This is a genomic window from Asaia siamensis (assembly GCF_014635085.1).
GTDB lineage: Bacteria > Pseudomonadota > Alphaproteobacteria > Acetobacterales > Acetobacteraceae > Asaia > Asaia siamensis.
On record NZ_BMCH01000003.1, the window covers coordinates 456139 to 475643 of the forward strand.

The following is a 19505-nucleotide window of genomic DNA, read 5'->3' on the forward strand; positions in this document are numbered from 1 at the left end:
GATGAGCGAACACGTTCTGACTCCGGGCGGGTATACCGCCCCCGGTAAAGACAAACCCTCCGGCAATGCACCCAGCGGCCAGACACCGGGCAGCAGCCATGGCGCCATGAGGCGCTTCATACGCAATAATCTGCGCGATTATGGCATGTTCATCTCGCTGGTCGCGATCGGCCTGTTTTTCGAGATCATGACCAACGGGACGTTGCTGCGCCCGCTCAACCTCACCAATCTGGTGCTTCAGAACAGCTATATTGTGGTCATGGCGCTCGGCATGTTGCTGGTGATCGTGGCAGGCCATATCGATCTGTCTGTCGGCTCCGTGGCCGGATTTACCGGCGCGGTCGCCGCAGTGCTGATGGTGCAACTGCACTGCAATTTTCTGGTGACCACCCTGACCTGCCTTGCGACAGGTGCGCTGATCGGCGCAGCGCAGGGCTACTGGATTGCCTATTTCAAGATCCCTTCCTTCATCGTTACCCTGGCGGGCATGCTCGTCTTCAAGGGGCTGGCTCTGGCGCTGCTGGGCGGTCAGTCTCTTGGCCCCTTCTCGACAGTCTTCCAGAAGCTCTCATCGGGCTTCATTCCCGAATTCCTGCCAAAACTGGGTCATTACAACCTGACCTCCCTCCTTCTCGGCATCGCTGTAGGAGGCGCGATGGTCATGGCATCGCTGCGCAGCCGCACGCGCTATCAGCGCAATGACATCGAAGTCGAGCCAATGCCCCTTTTCATCGGCAAGAATATCGCCGTCTTCGGTATCATCGTTTATCTTGCGACACTCATCGCCAGCTATCGCGGCCTGCCGAATGTGCTGATCATCATGGCGCTCTTGATTGGCATCTACAGCTTCGTGACCAGCAGAACGACGATCGGGCGGCAGATCTACGCTGTGGGTGGCAATGTGCGCGCAGCCAAACTCTCAGGAATTCGTACCGAACGCCTCACCTTCCTGACCTTCGTCAATATGGGTGTGCTGGCGGCTCTGGGTGGCCTGATTTTTGCGGCCCGTCTGAACACCGCCACCCCCAAGGCAGGGCTCGGCTTCGAACTTGATGTCATTGCGGCCTGCTTCATCGGTGGCGCGTCAGCCTATGGCGGCGTCGGACGCGTGGGCGGTGCCGTGATCGGTGCCCTGATCATGGGGCTCATGAATAACGGCATGTCCATTCTGGGCATTGGCATCGATTATCAGCAGGTTCTGAAAGGGCTCGTTCTGCTCGGTGCCGTCTGTGTGGATGTCTATAACCAGCGCAGGGCGTAAGGCAGCGGATCAACCCAGCAGGGTCCGCCCCGGAGCGGATCCTGCGACCCGATTTTTCCATATTTCATATAAATGACCCATTCCTGTTACATAAATGAGACCGAATTGGTCTTTTTTAACAATCACAAGTCTGTGATCTCATACCCGTTTGAGGCAGTCTGGGGCTCTTCGCAAAATCATCGTTCCGAACCCCATGACGCAATCGATCGCTTCAGACACGACCCCACCCCCCTGCCGCGCGGCAGATATCCGTTCTATCAAGACATTCCAGTCGCCTGATCACAGGATCAGCGCTTTTCAATCCGTATCGACGATCGGTGGGTTGATCGCGTGCTATGCGGCTTTGTATCTCGGCGTGGCGCATGGCTTCTATCTGGTATTGCTGCTTTTGCCTCTGGCGAGTGGGCTGGCGATACGCAGCTTTGCCCTGCAGCATTATTGTGGACACGGCTCCCTGTTTAGATCCGGCCGGGCCAATCGGGCCGTAGGGAGATTATGCTTCCTTCTGACCTTTACCCCATTCGATCACTGGCGCCGCCACCATGCCGCCCATCACGGCGACTGGAACAATATCGAAAGCCGTGGGCGCCTTTCCGACATCTATTCGGACTGCACGACCGTGCGGGAATATTACGCGATGTCAGCCGGTAAGCGGCTCGCCTATCGCCTGTCAAAACACCCGGTTTTCACGCTTCTTGTCATGCCGCCTGTCATTTTCTTTCTTGTCTATCGCATTCCGTTCGACACGCCTCGATCATGGCGGATCGAACGATTGGGGGTGCATACAACCAATCTCTGTATTCTCTTTCTCTACGGTGGGCTGGCCTGGCATTTCGGTGTCATCCTGACAGCCCTCCTGACGCTTGGTGTCATTTATCCGGCAGCAATCATCGGCGTCGCGCTTTTTCTGGTCCAACATAAATTCGAAGGGGTTCACTGGGAGCGGGATGAACAGTGGAGTGCATTCGAAGCCGCGCTGACGGGATGCTCTTTCCTTCGGCTGCCGGGCTGGCTGAACTGGTTTTCCGGCAATATCGGGCTGCACCACATCCATCACGCTGCCCCCGGCATTCCCAATTATCGTCTTGCCGCATGCCATGACGCCCATGGAGTCTTTCACGACGTCAAGATTCTGGGTCTGCGCGAAGCCTTCAGAGAGCTGTTTCGCCATACATTATGGGATGAGACCGCATGCCGCATGATACCGTTCTCGGCAGCCCACCGCGCGCGTCCTTCCGTTCCGGTTTTCAGCGGAGACTGACGTAAAGGCGACAACTGCTCCGACCATTGCGTAATTGGCTTACCACTTTGATCGGTGCCTGGATCATCGACAAAGATTTCGGAGGGTTGACCAGGCGTGAGAGCACGGACTGCGCCATTCGGCGCAGTTCACCCGTCGTCCCGTATATCGTTCTCCAGCAAGGAAGAGTAGAGTTTGCGGCCACGCAATAATCGGGTATTGCATGGGATTTCTTCTTCACAGGAGATATCTGTATTGACATTCCCGCTCGACAATACCTTCAAAGATTCCGAAATCAAAAAGGATACGGCAAATATCACTCATTCTGTACCTATTACAGGCACAGACATGTCGCTTGTCCACGAAATATGGCTCGAACCTGATGAGAATGGACAGATGCTTCCAGGCCTCTGTCTTTGTGGCCCCATGGGCGATGCTTTCAGAGCCCTTCTTGATGAAAGCGCTATAAAGATTTCCGAGATAAAAGGCCGCAGTCATTTTGAAGCCATGGTGAGATACCACGAATTCCTGGGCCGTGAAGCCTATACCTCTCATCACCCCGAGGATTTTGAACCCTACCCTGAAGAGTGGCTTCATATCCAGTATAACTTCTTGCGTGAATCACGTGCTGCGAGGCCAGCTTGCAAAGTTCTGCCCCCAAAAGGAAAAACTGACCCAGATTTTTCGAAGTATTTGGAAAAAGGGGCCATGTTTTACATGCCGGGCCAATAATGCCTCACAACAAGCCTGAGCTGTGACAAGCACTGAGACAGGAGACGGCACCGTGTCGCGACACGCCAGGCTCGAAGCCCACCCGTGTTTTTCTCGGCTATCAGTTTGGCCACAGCCATCATGTTCTGCCCACGAGACCTCACGCTGATGCTTTAAACCTTCGTAAAATGTGGCCCTCTCATTACTCTCGCTTTTCTCTGCCGCTTCCAGAGGCTGAGGGCTTTGGTCAGACGGCACAAGGCAAGCACTTTGCCCTCATCATGTCAGCGAGAAGCATCTCATCCCATACGACCCGTTTTTGCGTGACATCCTCTGTCGAAGCGATTCTGCAGGAGCAAGGCCTATTTTCTCTCCCGTGCCGGAACAGGCACATTGCAGAGCGCCACGCCTTTTGCCGGACGGACAAAAAAAGGATCATGCCGTGCGGCGCGTGCCGCCAGATAATCATGAAAAGACGGGCTGTCCGTGCGCATGACCTGCATGACAGGTCGGAGAGATGCCGGGAGGTCGGCCGCAAGTGTCACGCTCTCGATCATAACGTTCTGGCGCGGATCAGCATAAAATCCGAGCGGCCCTGTCCCGCGAGGCAGCGCGCCCAGATGCTCCATACCCTCAAGCACGCGTCCGACAACGGCCAGATTGCGGTCCAGCTGGCGGGGTGCTTCGCCATTGACCACGTAGAGTTCACGCCCGTCTCCGGTGTCAGGGGGCATCTCCCGACCGACACCGACCACGCCATAGCAATGGGCTGGCCAGATTTCCTCACCCTCGCGCCCGACAAGCCAGCCGGAAGCAATGCCAGATTGTGCGGCATAGGGATCAGGGTAAGGCAGAGCCATGTAATCAAGCCCGGCCAGAGGACGCTCATATTCAGCTTCTGGATGCGCAACAAATCCTTTTGGCAAAGGGGCAGCCTCATCGCGCACACGCCATTGCACCACGTAATTATCCTGCACACGAATAATGGCGCCCCGGTCCCACTGATGCGACCGGGCAAGACGTACGACATTGGCGACATGCACAGGGGCAAATTCAGGCGCAAGCTCGATCAAGACCCGCCCGCCATCGCCCATTTTCATGACCAGAAGACGCTCTGGCGACACATCATGCCAGGCAGAGACAGGTGCCTGAGCGACGATTTCTGCAGGGCTCGGCCCCGCAGCGGCAACTGCCAGACCAGGAAAAAGAAGTGTCAGGGAAGGCAGGAAAAAACGCATGGCATGACATTGCCTGCACAGGGCGCTCTTGCGCAAGGCCCTGCAAAAACAGGTTGTATTGAACGTTAGCGGCCTCCCCTTCACCACTTCCCTCGTGACTGACAAGCCAGCACCTTCTCCCTTGCACCGCGCCTGCTTCTACTCGCCAAAACCTTCATCCGTTCACTAGCGTCAGCGAGTATGTGCAGCATATCGCAACCGGAACTCAGGGCGCTCTGACGCGACTATCCTGAGCCATTTCGAGATAGTCATTAATTATCGTCACGATTGCCTGGTTCTTTTGAGCCAGCGGGTTTGAGGGTGGTCAGGTCATTATTCCTCCTGCCGTCATCTCAATGAAAATCACGCGCTTTCAGTCTGGGGGCCACTGCACCCACTTCATTTTCTGACGCCGCAATATCACGCATCAGAGGGGTTAGATCCTCCAGACGCTGCATCACCACATGAATGACCTCTCCTTCACGCTGCAGGAGCCCATGGCAGGCCACGGCATTGACGCCAATCACGATGCGACGCTGGGCTTCGGCGCGGTCTTTCCAGATGATGATATTGGCTGTGCCGGTCTCATCCTCCAGCGTCATGAACATCACACCATGGGCCGTACCTGGGCGCTGTCGCATGAGCACCAGACCCGGCACCACCACGCGACTGCCATCGCGCAGAACGCGCAGATCAGCGCAGGTGACCATGCCACGCGCCGCCAGTTGCGCGCGCAGAAACGCCATCGGATGCTGGCGCAAAGTCAGGCCCAGAATATTATAGTCTTCGACAACCTCACGGCCCTCACTCATGGGGCGGGGCGTATAATCGGGCTCGACCACCTCCGGTCCCGGGCGGTTCAGCTTGCGATCTGCTGCGGCAAAAAGCGGCAATACCGTATCGGCCAATCCTTTTATGGCCCAGAAAGCAGCCCGCCGGTCGAGGCCAAGCTCACGAAAAACATCGGCCGCAGCCAAAGCCTCAAGGGCGGAAACCGGAATATCGGCACGGCGCCAGACATCATCGAGTGAATCATAAGCCGGAAAGCGATTGGCAATCAGTTTCGCCGCATGCTCGTTCGAAAGGCCCTTCACAAAGCGAAACCCCAGACGCACGGCAAGCGTCGACTTGCCCCGGTCAGGTTCGAGCCAACAGTCCCAGCGCGAGGCATTGATGTCGATGGCATGGACGGTCACACCATGCTCGCGCGCATCACGCACCACCTGGGCAGGCGCATAAAATCCCATGGGCTGCGAATTGAGCAATGCTGCACAGAACACATCGGGATGGTGGCATTTCAGATAATTCGAGACATAGGCGATCAGCGCAAAACTCGCAGCGTGGCTTTCCGGAAAACCATAGGAGCCGAAGCCTTCAAGCTGACGGAACGTCCGTTCGGCAAAATCGCGATCATAGTGATTGGCAACCATGCCTTCGATCAGCTTGGTCCTGAAATGCGAAACGCCACCTGTGAATTTGAATGTCGCCATGGAACGTCTCAGCTGGTCGGCCTCACCGGGCGTGAAGCCCGCGCATTTGATGGCTACCTGCATGGCCTGTTCCTGAAACAGCGGCACGCCAAGCGTCTTGCCCAGAATTTCCTCCAACGCCGGTTGCGGATAATCCACCGTCTCGATCCCCTCGCGGCGGCGAAGATAGGGATGCACCATGTCCCCCTGAATGGGGCCGGGACGAACGATGGCGACCTGCACCACCAGATCATAGAATGTCCTGGGTTTGAGGCGTGGCAGCATGGACATCTGGGCACGGCTCTCGATCTGGAACGTGCCGAGCGTGTCGGCACGCCGGATCATGGCATAGGTTGCGGGGTCTTCAGGCGGGACGGAACTCATATCCAGATGCCGAATGCGATAATCCTTCAGCATGTCGAAGCCACGACGCAGACAGCCCAGCATGCCCAGCCCCAGCACATCCACCTTCATGAAACGCAGGATATCGATATCGTCCTTGTCCCAGACGATAATCTGACGATCCTCCTTGGCGGCTGGCTGAATGGGCACAAGTTCGTCAAGGCGATCACGCGTCAGCACGAAACCACCCGGATGGGTTCCGAGCTGTCTGGGAATACCCACCAATTCGCCTGCCAGACGCAAGGTAAGCGCCAACGCCCTGTCTGACAGAGAGAGATTCAGCTCGGCAGCCCGCGCCTTGAGCAAGACGGGGTCACCCAGAGACGAGGCCAGATATTTCGAAACAAGCCCCAACACATCGTCGGAGAGACCGAGCACCTTGCCGACCTCACGCAGCGCGCCTTTGGGGCGATAGCGCATCAGCGTGGCACAAAGGGCGGAATGGCCACGCCCATAGCGACGATAGATCCACTGGATGATCTCTTCGCGCCGATCGCTTTCAAAATCGACGTCAATATCGGGAGGCTCACGCCGTTCAGCCGAGATAAAGCGCTCGAACAGCAAGCCCGACCGAAGCGGATCGATGGCTGTAATGCCCAGCACATAACAGATGGCCGAATTGGCTGCCGATCCTCGCCCCTGACAGACAATACCCAATTCGCGCGCATGCTGCACGATGCTGTGCACAGTCAGGAAGTAAGGCGCATAATCCAGAGAGCCGATGAGATCGAGCTCATGGGCAATCTGCTTTTGCACCGCTTCCTTGACTCCGGCTGGATAGCGGCGTGGCAGGGCCGTGCGTACCAGTCGGGTCAGGGTCTGTTGTGGGGTTTCGTCTGGCCTGTCGGTTTCACGGGGGTATTGATAACACAGATCATCCATCGAGAAGCGGCATTGCGCCTCGATCTCGGCAATGCGGGCCAGCGCATCGGGAAAGGCCTCGTATGACGCTGCGATCTGCGCGGGAGAACACAGCATACGGCTTTCATGTTTCTCGCGTCGGGCACCCAGAGCTTCAAGCGTGCAGTTTTCACGGATTGCCGTCACGACATCCTGCAACACATGACAACGCGCCTCGTGATACAGCACATCTCCCGTCACGACCGTGGCGATCCCTGCCTCGGCTGCCAGATCCTGCAAGGCGCCCAGACGCTGCCAGTCTGCGGCCTGACTGCGGCGTGACAGGCCACAATAGACATGCCTGCCAGGCAGACGGCCCAGACGACGCAGGGCTGACCGGACCTTTGCATCGGGCAGATCCGGCAGCAGGATAAAGACAAGCCGGTCGCTTGCCTCCTCGATATCCTGCCAGGTGAGAGAAAAGACCTCGCGCTGCCCGCGCCTGTGACCAAGGGTCAGCAAACGGCAAAGCTGCCCCCAGCCAATGCGGTCCATGGGGTAGGCCAACAGAATGGTACCATCCGTCAGATCCAGACGGCAGCCGGGAATCAGTCTGACGCCGCTTTGTCTGGCGGCATCATGCGCACGCACCATTCCGGCTACGGAATGGCGATCAGTCAGGGCGAGCGCCTGATGCCCCTGTGCATGAGCGACGGAAAACAGCTCATGAGGCGCACTCACCCCTCTTAGAAACGAATAATAGGAGGTGACATGCAACGGGGTGGTCATGACGCTTCATCGGTGGCCAGCGGGTGCCGATGATTGCTTGTGTCATGGGGGGCAATGGCGCCACGCTTCATAAGCACAAACCCGCAGCGCACCAGATGCGCTACCAGACGTGCCGCCACAACACCCGCCATCAGCTCATCCGCATCATGCACACGGCGGCGACCGTCAAAGCGCAATGCATGGATCAGGGCTTCGGCAATATCTGCGGTATCAGCGGGACGCAGGGCGTCGTCGGGGGGCAGGTATTCCCACGTCATCAGAATAATCCGTGGACAAACCACGCCCCGTCACCAGACCAGCGATGCACCCCATCGCCATTGCGGAAAAGCCAGAAGCGCTCGCCGCTTTCGACTTCGACAATCCAGTAATCGCGTATGGCGCCAGCCTGTAACGGGTTTTGCCACCAGGCGCCATGAAGACGCTCGGGCCCATCTGCCCCGCAGACTGACAGCGTCTTTCCGTACCATCTGAAGCGTTTCGGGCTGAAATCTTCTGCCAGATCTGGCGGGACAATCGGGCAAGGCTGCGTAAAAACCCTTGTCGGACGCGGCCAGAGAGAGGGGGTATTCATGTCTGACGGCGCAGCCAGACGCTGCTGCGCCGCTTCAGGAAAGGGGGCATCGCTCTCGCCCAGATAATAAACGGCATGCAGACCGGCCCTGTTGCGCAGACGCTCTGCCAGCAAGTCCAGAACCTGTGTTTTTTCTTCCTGTCCTGACCCGGCCAGATCGCCCGCTGCCGGCACCGGCACGCAGCGCTCGGCCTGCTCCACATGCAGGCTCATACGCTCTATGCCAAAACCGGGGTCGATCGTCTCAATCCGTTCCTGAAGCAGTCGATACAGACGTTCAGGATCATTGATCGGCGCAGAGGTCCCGATACGGGTCGCCTGCGTCATATCATCGACACGATGACAGACCAGATCGAACCGCCGCGCACCCAGCCCTTTCTTCTGTAGCAAAGAGGCAATTTCCTGCGTCAGTACCTGCATCACCTGCATGATACTCTCTGCCGTACCGATCGGCTCGAGCAGATGGCGCGTTGCCTGCAGCGCCACGACCGGATGGTCGAAGCGTAGCGGCTCCTTCTGTCGGCCCAGCGCATAATCGAGTTGCCGCGCCGGTTCCACACCGAAGCGACGCGTCAGGGCCGCACGTGGGACGGCACGCAGATCGGCAATCCGTGTGATACCCAACCCATGCAGGCGGTCATTTTCCTCGCGTGTCAGACGCAGCGCCGCTATGGGCAACGGATCGAGCGCCTGAACAAGATGTTCCCCAGACAGAACCGTAAGCGTCTCGGACCCGAAACGGGCCAGAGCATGGGCTGCCCCTGCCGTATTGGCAATAGCAGCCCGTATTTGATGGCCATGAGACGCCAGGGCCGCTTCCATGGCCACCAGCATGGCGCTTTCTCCCCCGAACAGATGGGCACAGCCGGTCGTATCGATCCATAACCCGTCCGCAGCATCGACCGCGACGAGCGGCGAAAAACGGCGGCACCACTCAGCCAGCCGACGCAGCGCCTGCGCATCGCGCTCCGGCGCCACAGGCTCTGATGCGAGATCCGGAACGAGACTACGCGCCATGGCCAGCATCTGCCCCGGCTGAATGCCGCAAAGAAGAGCCGCTTCATTGGCAGACACGATTTTCCGCCCCTGCTTTTCCCGGCCATACAGAACCAGCGGCAAGGCCGGATCGCGCTGCGGGTGCGCCTTGTGCCAGAGCGTCGTGCGCCAATATGGCAGCCAGAGAGAAAGAAGACGGCGGGACATGATCCGTTCCGATCCTCCAGTTCAGGGCATCGCCACCCCGGTGGCGCAACAGGGCCAGCGAGAAATTCTCGGCCAAGGATAAAAGGGCGCGTTGCCCCATTCTGATTGGGGGAGACGCCACGGCGCCCACACGCCAGCGCGTCCAGCAGGCGCTGGGCGGCACGAATTGCTGATGACGATGCAGCAGAAAACCGGTCACCCCGGAGGTCTCGGCAGCCAGAGCCAGACGACGCGAGGCCGTCAGGGAGAGTGGGGTCGAAAGATCTGCCACAACCGCCGCCACGCCCTGACTGCGCAACACGTCTTCTATCGTGGCTGCCATACGCGCCGGATGCACCTCAATGCAGAGCAGACGCTCAGCCGAAAGACCCGTCTGCTGCAGCCCTGCCAGCAGCGGAGCCCCATCCGGCGGCATCACCCAGATCACTGGGCCGGTCACCTGCGCCAGGATTTTTGCCACGAATTGTGTGGGACGGGCGCAAAGCATCTGATCATGCCCCTCCCCCATGAACTCATGAATCGCGCCACGACGCAGGCCGCCTTTAAGAGCCTCATCGACAAGGGGCAGACCCGTCTTCAGATAAAGAGCCGCCAATGGCTTGTGATAGCGCTGCTCGATACGTGCCACGCGGTCGCGCAGCATGGCCATGCCCGGTCTGTCTTTCATGGTGATCCCCCTTTCAATTTTGCCCGTATCATACGAACAAAACAGGAACAACCATTCGATAAGGCGGTTTCATCATGAGGCGCCGCAAGGGATGCCAAAGGGTGATCGGGTTGTTTTTTGAAATCAGGACGTTGCCTGAAGAGCTGACAAGCAATCAGGCTCTTTCGATGCCTGTTTTTTAATGTAACGTATTCACGAGCAACCGGATCTGGCCGAGGCTGTTGAAGTCGTCATACCGCCAATGAAAAGGACCGGATTCGCGTGATTACCCTCTATCTCTGGGTCATTCTGAAGCTCGTTATCGGGTTTGCCCTGATCATTTCCTATCTGAATGTCACCGGGCGCAACCAGATAGCCATGATGACCTCGGTCGATCTGGTAGGGAATTTCATTCTGGGCGGTGTCGTGGGGGGCATTCTCTACAACGACAAGCTGCCCATCCTGCATTACATCGCGCTGCTGATCCTCTGCATTGCCCTGATGGCGCTGTTCAACGGGCTTTCGCGCAAAATTCCGGGCCTGCGCAAGCGCACTATTGGCGAACCCATTACCATTATTCGCAACGGGCGTTTTCTGATCGACAATTTCAAGGAAAACTCCAGCCGTATCGACATGAAGGACATCGCAACGGCCCTGCGCATGCAGAATATCTTCAGCTTCGACAATATCGACTTTGCCCAGATCGAAACCACAGGTCATGTCAGCGTCATCATGAAAGAAGAGGCTAAAAAGCCCTCACGCTTCCTGGTTCTTCGCGGCGAAATTCTGGAAGAAGAACTCAAGATCCTCGAACGCGACGAAAACTGGCTTAAAGCCGAGCTGGGCTCGATGAGCGTGCATGATCTGGAGACTGTCTTTTTGGCAGAATGGGTGGGCGATCACCTGCTTGTCGTCACTCAGGACGGTCAGGTTCATGGAAGCTCCTTGCCTGCCTGAACAGGCTCATACGCACGCTCGAAGCCTATCTCATTGTTTCCGAGGAAACCAACGACGGCTTTAGCGCGGCAAAAGCGACGCTTTTTGCCGTATCCTTCCTCGAACGCTTCGCCCCTCTCTCGCTGAGTGGTGGCTGGATTGACCATATTGATGGTGCTGGTGACAGGCTGGTTGAGTATATGCCGGCGAGTTCGCTGTATCATATTTACGGAGCGGGCCGTCAGATCGCACTATAGCGCTGCAACTACTGTAGCGCGTCTCAGACGGCGGACGCGCGCCTGCTGTTCTGGGGCGGGTATGGACATTTTGTGTGGGGATTTTTGTGCAAAAAAAGCCCGCTTGGATTGAGCGGGCTGATGTGTTGGTTGCGGGGGAAAGCAACCAACGATACTTGCGATTGGTGGACCGTGAGATACCCAAGCTTGCCGCCTAATGCGGCGATCCTGCCAAGTTACGCAGAAGCATTCGAGCAAAGGACGTTCAAGCTCCAAATTATCGTGAAGCTCCTGTATCGCCACATCAAGCTTTTTCTTCCCCATTCCGGCGAACAGAATAGGAGACAACGGGAACCTCCAGACCCTCTCTATCGCGCTTCACTCTGGTAAAATCTGACTTCAGGCGAAGGAGACAAAAAAATGCTTCGCAGACCGAACAAGCCTATTCATTTCGCTTTTTCACAGATGACGTATTTCCCGCTTTTCGGCCCCGACTGATTGGCTTCTGAGGCACGGTTTTACCATATTCCAGCCACCACGCGGTTAGTGCCTCCATGGTAGGCCCGAGACCACGTGCCTTGGCGGTCATCTCATATTCCACACGCGGTGGAACTTCCGCATAAACCGTGCGGGAAATCAAACCATCTGCCTCTAGTTCACGGAGCTGGGCGGTTAGCATGTGCTGGGTGATGCCGGATATAGCCTTGCGCAATTCACCGAATCGATGAACGCGCTGGTTGAGCAGCCACATAATTTCGAGCTTCCACTTACCTGAAAGCATCGAGAAGGCGCGTCGCATCTCGTCCTGCATGGTGAAGTCATCATCAGCCATTAGTCATATTTTCCATACATACTGTCTTAAATTCATCCTACTTGCGCTAGATAGTCCAGAAGGTCAAATCTTATCCATGCTCGTGGCGTCAGACCCACTGAGTTCATCAGTGAAGCGTAACATCGGGCCGATGATCTCATCCAAGCACGGTACGATCGGGAACAATTATGACCGCAATCATTATCTACTGGATCAGCACAATCCTCCTGTCGCTGCTCTATTTCGTTTCCGCGACCTTGTATCTGACCAAAGACGCATGGGTTAGGCAGACGCTGGCGGCCTTAAACTATCCAGCACCGTACCTCGTGCCACTCATGATCGCGGTCAAAATTCTGGGACCGCTTGCAATCCTCTCACGGATCAGCGCTCCCCTGAGCGATCTGGCCTATGCAGGCATCTTCTTTCACCTGCTCCTGTCCGGCTCGGCACATCTCGGGGTTCGAAAACCTCTGGGGGTCTTACCTGCCCTGATTGGCCTTGTGCTGCTGGCCGCTTCTTTCACCACCCAGAACACTGCACGTGCCGTGCCGTCCCCGTACGTCATGACCAACATGCGCTGACACAGCAGAAGCCTTGCACATCCAAAGGAAATGACCATGGGAAGACTTGAAGGAAAAATCGCGCTCGTCACAGGCGCCAGCCGTGGCATCGGCCGCGCAACCGCCAAACTGTTTGCAGCCGAAGGCGCCAAGGTTGCCGTGCTGTCACGCACACCGGCTGGCGTCGATGCAGTTGTGGCCGATATTCAGGCCGCTGGCGGCGCCGCTCTGGCGGTCCCCGCCGATGCAGGAAATGCGGACCAGATTAAGGCAGCCGTGGACAAGGTGGTTGCTGCTTATGGTGGTCTCGACATCCTTGTGAATAACGCCTTTGATGCAGCCGTCGTCTATTCGTCGCTCCTCAATCTGTCGACGGAGCAGCTTCAGCGCAATTTCGACATGGGACCGACCGCCTACCTGCACTTCATGCGGGCTGCCTACCCGTATCTCAAGGCCAGCGGCACAGGGCGCATCATCAATTTCGGCTCGATGGCCGGGATCATCGGCCTTGCAGGTACGGGGCCTTACAATATGGCGAAGGAAGCCGTGCGTGCGCTGACTAGAACGGCCGCGCGTGAATGGGCCGGTGACAAAATCACCGTCAACAATGTTCTCCCCGTCGCCGAAACCTGGGGGCCAGAGTCAAACGTGCCGCCAGCGACCAACCCGCTCGGTCGCTATGGTTCGCCGGAAGAAGACATCGCCCCTGTCGTTCTCTTCCTGGCCAGTAAGGATGCCCAGTTCATGACGGGGTATTCTCTGACGCCCGATGGCGGATCCATCATCGACAGCGCGCGCTGAACCGGTGAGGCAACGGGCACGGGTCGGGGCAACTGTGCAGAGCACCACGATTACCTCTCCCTCGAAGCTCATTGTCGCTCGGGCGGCTCCTGTAACAAGGAAACGGACCATGAAAATTCACGCTATCACCATCGACACCGCAACTCCGCAGAAACTCGCCGCATGGTGGTCCTTGGCTCTAGGACCTGCGATTGGCAATGATTATGGCCAGATCGTCCAACTGGCTCCGTCGCCCGACCTTCCTCTCATCCAGTTTCAGAAGATCGGAGATGTTCCCACACAACGCAATCGCGTTCATCTCGATCTCAGAACACCTGATCTCGACCATCAGATTCAGCAACTGCTACGCATCGGCGCAACGCTCGTCAAACAACATGAGCTACCGCAGATCCGTTACGCAACATTACTCGATCCCGATGGCAACACATTCGACCTCGTTGCCGAATAATCGACTCAGAGACTTCGCGTGAACCAATGAGCTAGAATCTTTCTGACGAATGCCGCCGGACGCAGATCGTCCAACGGCATTCAGAAGCAGGTCAAAATTTACATAGCCTAGCTCAGCACCGAGATTACGTTGAGAGCAGGGTCATGGCAGAAATACAAAAGCCACGTATAGGAAAGATCAGGCATTTTGCAGAGCTTCATTATTTTTTGATAGTTACTGAAGAAGGAAGTTTCGGGAAGGCGGCACATTCGTTGCAGATGCAAGTCTCAACCATTAGCCGCGCTATTGGCAAGCTTGAGGATAGGCTTGGCGTTACGTTGTTGGAGCGAACTTCAGCCGGAATTCGGATCACCGAAGCCGGCCGTATCGCGTCACGCCATATCCGCCGCCTTCTACAAGAGACAAATGCATTGAAGGGGCTGCTAAGACAACATTGCGAAGGCGAAACAGGCGACATCCACCTCGGCTTTCATTTCTCCCCTATAAATAATCTTTTGACTGGTCTGCTTCTGGAATGGCGTTCGAACTATCCGGGAGTCACCGTGACCCCGTACGAGCCTGGTGATTGCACTCTTCATGGGGCATTAATCGACTATCAAATCGATGCTGCTCTCATTCCCGATTTCATGCTCCATCGTTATGAGACTGCATGTCCTGTTTATTCCGAAACGTTAATGGCGGTATTGCCTAATACGCACCGTCTCGCTGGACATAGCGCATTAAGATGGAACGATCTGAGAGACGAAATCCTGCTGCTATGGGCGTGGGGGAAAAACGGAATCGGTGAGGATTTCTTCGCCGCACGCTTGCCTGGGGCGAACTTGCGGATTTTTGAAAGTAGTAGCATGACCGTGTTTGCATTTGTACGCGCAGGATTTGGCATTACAATCGCTGCACGGGGGTACTCGAGCTTGGCGCTGCCAAGCTTAACCTTCATTCCTATTACCGAAGATAACGCATTCATTGAGATCAATCTGGTGTGGCGTCCGGAATCCGAAGACCCACTGTTGGGCAAATTCGTCGCTTTCATACGGGATCGGGCGAGGGCTCGTCGTTCGATCGCGCCCTCGCACGCTGCTTCTGGTAGCCCCGATCTGTTTCCATGAAGCGCGTCAGCATCGGCAGGATCAACTTTGCCGGTGCGATCTCGGCCCGACCACTCTCGTGCGCCAGCAACCGTGCATATTCCACCAGATCGCGATGCACGGCGGCTGGAAGCTCGACGGTCACGCGTATCGGCCTGTCGTCCGCGATCGGCCCGAGCCGGAGTTTCGTCATCGGAATGCCTCCTGCTGGTATGGGGTAAGCACCAGGTCACGATGCGCCATGACCCGCACCGGAAACCCCGGCCGGATTGTGTTGGTCGGCTGGATGTTCAACGACCGCCCCACGATCTGCGCGCCGATCTGGTTGAAGCCTTGCGACCCGCCGGTGCGCAGAGCCTGAGCGATCCCGTTGCCGCCGCTGATATCGGCTTCGGAACCAACGCTGAGCACGGTCGAAACCAGAGCGGCCTTGAACACCTCGCCCCAGTGGTTGTCGGTCTGGTCCTGCAACCCGGCGAAGCCCGCCGCATCGGCGGCCGGCTCGTTTTCCAACACGATCGAGTCCCCGGCCCCGCGCATCAGCCGGGTCCAGACCAGCAAAACGCGGGTCTGGCCATAGGCAATCTGGGAATCATAGCGGCCGATCAGTTTCGCTCCCTGCGGGATCAGCAGAATATGTCCGGTCGGACTGTCATAAACATTCTCCGTCACCTGGGCGGTGACCTCGCCCGGCAGGTCCGAACGGATGCCGGTGATCAGCGCACCGGGAATGATCGATCCCGCCTGGAGCACATAGGGGCTGGCGGTGGATGTGAAGCGCTCGGCGCTGACGGTGCGATGATCGACCGGACCGTCGAGGAACGCCTGCTTGCGATCGGTGGGAACGCTGCTGGGCGCGGCTGCGGTCGCGCCCGGTGTCGCCGGCGTCGTGGCGACATCTCGGCCCGTCTGCGTCTGGGTGAACAGATGGCTGACCCGCGCAGCTTCCTGCTCCTGAACGATGCGCTGCTTTTCCGGATCGGCGGGCGCCGCCGGTGTCGCCATGCCGGGGGCACCCACGCCCGCCTTGAGCAGCGGCCCTCCAAGGTCGCCGGGCAACGGCGGGCCGAGACGCGGCGGATGGCTATAGTCGCCCGGCAGATTGGCCAGGCCGTCGGGCGTGGTGCGACTGCCGGTATTATAGAGTTCGGCATTGCTCTTCGGTGGCGCCGGCTTCAGTGCCAGATAGAGCGCGCCACCGACGCCTGCTGTGGCAACGACCGACAGGCCCAGGATCACCTTGCGTGACAGCCGCGTGACCGGTGGCCGCTTTGCCCGCAGCTGCATCTCTCCGGGTGGCCTGACAGTGGCCCCTGGCATTTCGGTGCCGCCATTTCCGGCGCTGTCGCTCATGACCGTCGCGTCCCGTCGGCGCGGACGATGCGCACCACCTGCTGGTGCTTCGCACCCAGCCGCAGTTCGGCGGCGGCAAACAGGCGATCGACGATCATCCGGTTGCCGTGCACCCGATAATTCACCAACTGGCCGTCGCCCTGCGGGCCGATCACCCAGAGCGGCGGCATCTCGCCCTGGGCGATCCCGGTCGGAAACTCGATAAACACCTGCCGCCCGTCATCGAAGGCACGCAACGGCCGCCATGGCGCCTCGTCGCCCTCGACCCGATAGCGGAAATTCAGCGCGTCGAGATCGACGCCGGTGGCGACCGGTGCCGTGAGGTCCGCATCACGATCCTGGCCGCGCAGGGCAACGATCTGGTCCTGCGGATAGTCCCAGGACACCGACGCCATGTAGGTCCGCTCATCGGAGCGCAGTTCCAGATGATAGGTCCGCCGGTCGGTATTGATGACCAGGTTGGTGGTCAGGTCCGGGCGGGTCGGCTTGAGCAGGATATGAATCCGTTTCGCCGCCCCGGTACCGCTCTCGGTATCGCCGATGATCCAGCGCACGGTGTCGCCGGCGGCGACCGGACCGGAACCGACCAGCTTTTCGCCCGGCTGCAACGCGATGTCGGTGATCTCGCCGGGTGCGGCGTAAAGCTGATAGAGCGCGCCCTCGGAGAACGGATAGACTTGGATCGCATTGAGATAGCCGGCCTGTGTCGGCTGAATCCGTGCCGCACTGTTGGCGTACTCGACCCGCTGGTGCGGATCCGTCGGGTCCGGTGGCGCATGCCGGGTTGGGATTGGCTTGAGCTGCCCCGGCAGCGGCAAGGGCTCGGGCAGTGCCACCACCTGCACCGGCTTGGGCGGCTCGGGCATCAGGACCGCCTGCCGGGGCGTATCGTCGTATCTGATGGCAGGCGGCTTCCATGAAGAGCAGGCGGCGAGCGGCGCCAGCAGGATCATGAGCGGCGCGATGGTGTGGATGGTGCGCATCAGCCGAGTTCCCTGGACCAGTTGAGGGCGTGGATGTAGATGCCGAGCGGGTTCTTGCGCAGCCGCTCGGCATCGGTGGGGATAGTGACGACGATGGTGAGGATCGCGCTCCAGCGCTCGGTGGCGGCCAGCGCGCCGTCGACATAGCGGCGCTCGATCCATTCCACCCGGAAGCTGTCGTCGGAGGCACGGATGACGCTGGCGATCTCGATCGCCACCTGCATCTTGCCGAGCCGGCTGAAGGGATCGCTGGTGCGGGCATAATCGTTCAGGGCCAGCGCCCCGCGGTCGGTGACGTAGTTATAGGCGTCGAGCCAGTTCTGCCGCAGCACCACCGGATCGGCCGGGATGCCGCGCACCTCGGAGATGAAGCGCGCCAGATACCAGGCGATCTGCGGATCGGTCGGCCGATAGGCGGCCGTCGCCGGACCGACGGCCTGTGCCTGGCCCAACCGGTCGATCTGCACCACCCACGGCGTGATGGTGCCGCGCAGCGACTGCCAGACCAGCCCCGCGGCCAGACCGCCGCTCAAAGCCAGGCAACTGAAAAAGGCCAGCCGCCAGTTGCGGGCCTGGACACGGGCCGAGCCGATGCGGTCGTCCCAGACCTGTCCGGCCTTGTGATAGGGCGTCTCGGGCTCCGGCGTCCGGCCGAAACGCACATTGGGACGGCGGAACATGGCTATTCTCCTTCCGAGAGGTCGACGTCGTGGCCGCCGCTGGGCCGGTCGCCGCCCTTGATCGCCTGCGCGGCGGCATCAGCCCCGCCCTTGATCCGGTTGTTACGCTGCATCCGGCTGGCCCAGGCCGGTGGCTTGCTGGCCGCACTCCCTCCACCGCCAGCAGCCGAAGCGGTCGCACCACCAGCGCCGCCGGTCGCGGCTGCCCCGCCGGCCTGATAGCTGGTGCGAACACCGGCCGCCGCGCGGCGCAGCGGGCTGGCGGCGGCGGACAATCCGGCTTTCGCCACGCCTGCCGCGCCGCCCGCCTGATAGGCGGCGGTGGCACCTCCGGCGACAAAGGCGCCACCACGCACAGCGGCCGCCGCAGCACCCGCAGCGAGCCCAACCCCTGACGCGGCAGCGACGCCGGCACCGACAACCCCGGCCGCAGTGGCGACGGCGGAGCCCGCACCCAACTGCGGACCACCGGCGATCAGGCCGTTGGCCAATGCCGGGCCAAACACGGTCAGGCCGAGCAGCGTCAGGGAAGCGAGGATCAGGGTCAGCGCATCGTTGATGGTAGGCGGATTATTGAAGCCGCTGGTGAATTGGCCGAACACCGTCGAACCGATGCCGACGATGACGGCCAGCATCAGCACCTTGATTCCGGACGACACGACATTGCCCAGCACCTTCTCGGCGAGGAAGGCGGTGCGGCCGAATAGTCCGAAGGGCACCAGCACGAACCCGGCGAGCGTGGTCAGCTTGAACTCGATCAGCGCCACGAAGAGTTGGATCGCCATCACGAAGAAGCTGATGACCACGATCAGCCAGGCAATCAGCAATACCGCGATCTGGATCGCGTTGTTGAAGATGGCGACGAAACCGACCAGCGAGGAGATCGAGGTCAGGATCGGCTTGCCGGCATCGATGCCGACCTGCGCCAGCCGCCCCGGCTGGAGCAGTTGCGCCTGGGTGAGGTGCCCACCGCCGGCCTCAATGCCCAGCCCGGCGAAGGACTCATAGATGATCTTCGCCAGCCCGTTAAAGTCGCCGATAATGAAGGCGAACATGCCGATGAACAGGGTCTTGCGGATCAGCCGCGCCAGCACATCCTCATCCGGCGCCAGCGCCCAGAATAGTCCGGCCAGGGTAATGTCGATCGTGATCAGGGTTGCGGCCAGCCAGTGGACGTCGCCCTGCACCAGACCGAAACCAGAATCGATATACTGGGTGAAAATAGCAAGGAAATTGTCGATGACGCCGGTGCCCTGCTGCATG

General features: G+C 59.0%; 19 protein-coding genes. 8 read left to right on the forward strand and 11 right to left on the reverse strand.

What is annotated here, in order from left to right; all coding sequences use genetic code 11:
- The first annotated feature begins 1 nt into the window (after position 1).
- The 3 genes from mmsB (at position 2) to IEV53_RS07885 (ending at position 3233) form a co-directional block, all read left to right on the forward strand.
- Positions 2-1261: a multiple monosaccharide ABC transporter permease gene (gene mmsB / locus IEV53_RS07875; protein WP_306414284.1), complete on the forward strand. Its 1260-nt coding sequence runs from the start codon at positions 2-4 to the stop codon at positions 1259-1261.
- 193 nt (positions 1262-1454) lie between these two features.
- Complete coding sequence (locus tag IEV53_RS07880) at positions 1455-2522, forward strand: fatty acid desaturase (protein WP_188426211.1); 1068 nt, start codon at positions 1455-1457, stop codon at positions 2520-2522.
- A gap of 234 nt (positions 2523-2756) precedes the next feature.
- Positions 2757-3233: a hypothetical protein gene (locus IEV53_RS07885; RefSeq protein ID WP_188426212.1), complete on the forward strand. Its 477-nt coding sequence runs from the start codon at positions 2757-2759 to the stop codon at positions 3231-3233.
- 341 nt (positions 3234-3574) lie between these two features.
- Here IEV53_RS07885 and IEV53_RS07890 read toward each other — a convergent pair whose 3' ends face one another.
- The 5 genes from IEV53_RS07890 to IEV53_RS14765 form a co-directional block, all read right to left on the reverse strand.
- Positions 3575-4450 (reverse strand): peptidylprolyl isomerase, encoded by an 876-nt coding sequence (locus IEV53_RS07890; RefSeq protein ID WP_188426213.1) that lies wholly within the window; start codon positions 4448-4450, stop codon positions 3575-3577.
- Positions 4451-4782: 332 nt separating this feature from the next.
- Complete coding sequence (locus tag IEV53_RS07895) at positions 4783-7929, reverse strand: error-prone DNA polymerase (RefSeq protein WP_188426214.1); 3147 nt, start codon at positions 7927-7929, stop codon at positions 4783-4785.
- Positions 7926-8186 (reverse strand): hypothetical protein, encoded by a 261-nt coding sequence (locus tag IEV53_RS07900; protein WP_188426215.1) that lies wholly within the window; start codon positions 8184-8186, stop codon positions 7926-7928. Before IEV53_RS07900 ends, IEV53_RS07895 begins: the two co-directional genes overlap by 4 nt.
- The gene (locus IEV53_RS07905) at positions 8186-9574 is read right to left on the reverse strand and encodes a Y-family DNA polymerase (protein ID WP_229719773.1); all 1389 of its coding nucleotides are present in this window, start codon (positions 9572-9574) and stop codon (positions 8186-8188) included. Before IEV53_RS07905 ends, IEV53_RS07900 begins: the two co-directional genes overlap by 1 nt.
- Positions 9561-10370: an ImuA family protein gene (locus IEV53_RS14765; protein WP_229719759.1), complete on the reverse strand. Its 810-nt coding sequence runs from the start codon at positions 10368-10370 to the stop codon at positions 9561-9563. Before IEV53_RS14765 ends, IEV53_RS07905 begins: the two co-directional genes overlap by 14 nt.
- A 261-nt stretch (positions 10371-10631) precedes the next feature.
- Here IEV53_RS14765 and IEV53_RS07910 point away from each other — a divergent pair, with 261 nt between their 5' ends.
- A complete protein-coding gene (locus tag IEV53_RS07910; RefSeq protein ID WP_188426217.1) occupies positions 10632-11306 on the forward strand; it encodes a DUF421 domain-containing protein in 675 nt (224 codons plus the stop codon).
- A 657-nt stretch (positions 11307-11963) separates the two neighbouring features.
- Here IEV53_RS07910 and IEV53_RS07915 read toward each other — a convergent pair.
- Positions 11964-12353, reverse strand: a complete 390-nt coding sequence (locus IEV53_RS07915; RefSeq protein WP_188426218.1) for a winged helix-turn-helix transcriptional regulator — start codon at positions 12351-12353, stop codon at positions 11964-11966.
- 167 nt (positions 12354-12520) lie between these two features.
- Here IEV53_RS07915 and IEV53_RS07920 point away from each other — a divergent pair, with 167 nt between their 5' ends.
- The 4 genes from IEV53_RS07920 to IEV53_RS07935 all read left to right on the forward strand — a co-directional run bounded on the left by IEV53_RS07920 (position 12521) and on the right by IEV53_RS07935 (position 15247).
- Positions 12521-12913: a DoxX family protein gene (locus IEV53_RS07920; RefSeq protein WP_188426219.1), complete on the forward strand. Its 393-nt coding sequence runs from the start codon at positions 12521-12523 to the stop codon at positions 12911-12913.
- Between the two features lie 36 nt (positions 12914-12949).
- Positions 12950-13693 (forward strand): SDR family NAD(P)-dependent oxidoreductase, encoded by a 744-nt coding sequence (locus tag IEV53_RS07925; RefSeq protein WP_188426220.1) that lies wholly within the window; start codon positions 12950-12952, stop codon positions 13691-13693.
- Between the two features lie 109 nt (positions 13694-13802).
- Positions 13803-14141 carry a VOC family protein gene (locus tag IEV53_RS07930; protein WP_188426221.1) on the forward strand — a complete coding sequence of 113 codons (339 nt, stop codon included), beginning with the start codon at positions 13803-13805 and terminating at the stop codon, positions 14139-14141.
- Between the two features lie 143 nt (positions 14142-14284).
- Positions 14285-15247, forward strand: a complete 963-nt coding sequence (locus IEV53_RS07935) for a LysR family transcriptional regulator (RefSeq protein WP_188426222.1) — start codon at positions 14285-14287, stop codon at positions 15245-15247.
- Here the strand turns inward: IEV53_RS07935 and IEV53_RS07940 are convergent.
- From IEV53_RS07940 to trbL, 5 genes are read right to left on the reverse strand one after another with little or no spacing between them, the layout of a single operon-like run.
- Positions 15168-15419 carry a DUF2274 domain-containing protein gene (locus IEV53_RS07940; RefSeq protein WP_188426223.1) on the reverse strand — a complete coding sequence of 84 codons (252 nt, stop codon included), beginning with the start codon at positions 15417-15419 and terminating at the stop codon, positions 15168-15170. The genes IEV53_RS07935 and IEV53_RS07940 overlap by 80 nt on opposite strands.
- A complete protein-coding gene (locus IEV53_RS07945) occupies positions 15416-16579 on the reverse strand; it encodes a TrbI/VirB10 family protein (protein ID WP_188426224.1) in 1164 nt (387 codons plus the stop codon). Before IEV53_RS07945 ends, IEV53_RS07940 begins: the two co-directional genes overlap by 4 nt.
- Positions 16576-17562 carry a P-type conjugative transfer protein TrbG gene (trbG, locus tag IEV53_RS07950; RefSeq protein WP_188426225.1) on the reverse strand — a complete coding sequence of 329 codons (987 nt, stop codon included), beginning with the start codon at positions 17560-17562 and terminating at the stop codon, positions 16576-16578. The genes IEV53_RS07945 and trbG overlap by 4 nt, the downstream gene beginning before the upstream one ends.
- Positions 17562-18242, reverse strand: coding sequence for a conjugal transfer protein TrbF (gene trbF, locus IEV53_RS07955; protein WP_188426226.1), 681 nt, complete (start codon positions 18240-18242; stop codon positions 17562-17564). The genes trbG and trbF overlap by 1 nt, the downstream gene beginning before the upstream one ends.
- Before the next feature lie 2 nt (positions 18243-18244).
- Positions 18245-19504 carry a P-type conjugative transfer protein TrbL gene (gene trbL, locus IEV53_RS07960; protein WP_188426227.1) on the reverse strand — a complete coding sequence of 420 codons (1260 nt, stop codon included), beginning with the start codon at positions 19502-19504 and terminating at the stop codon, positions 18245-18247.
- Position 19505: the final 1 nt, after the last annotated feature.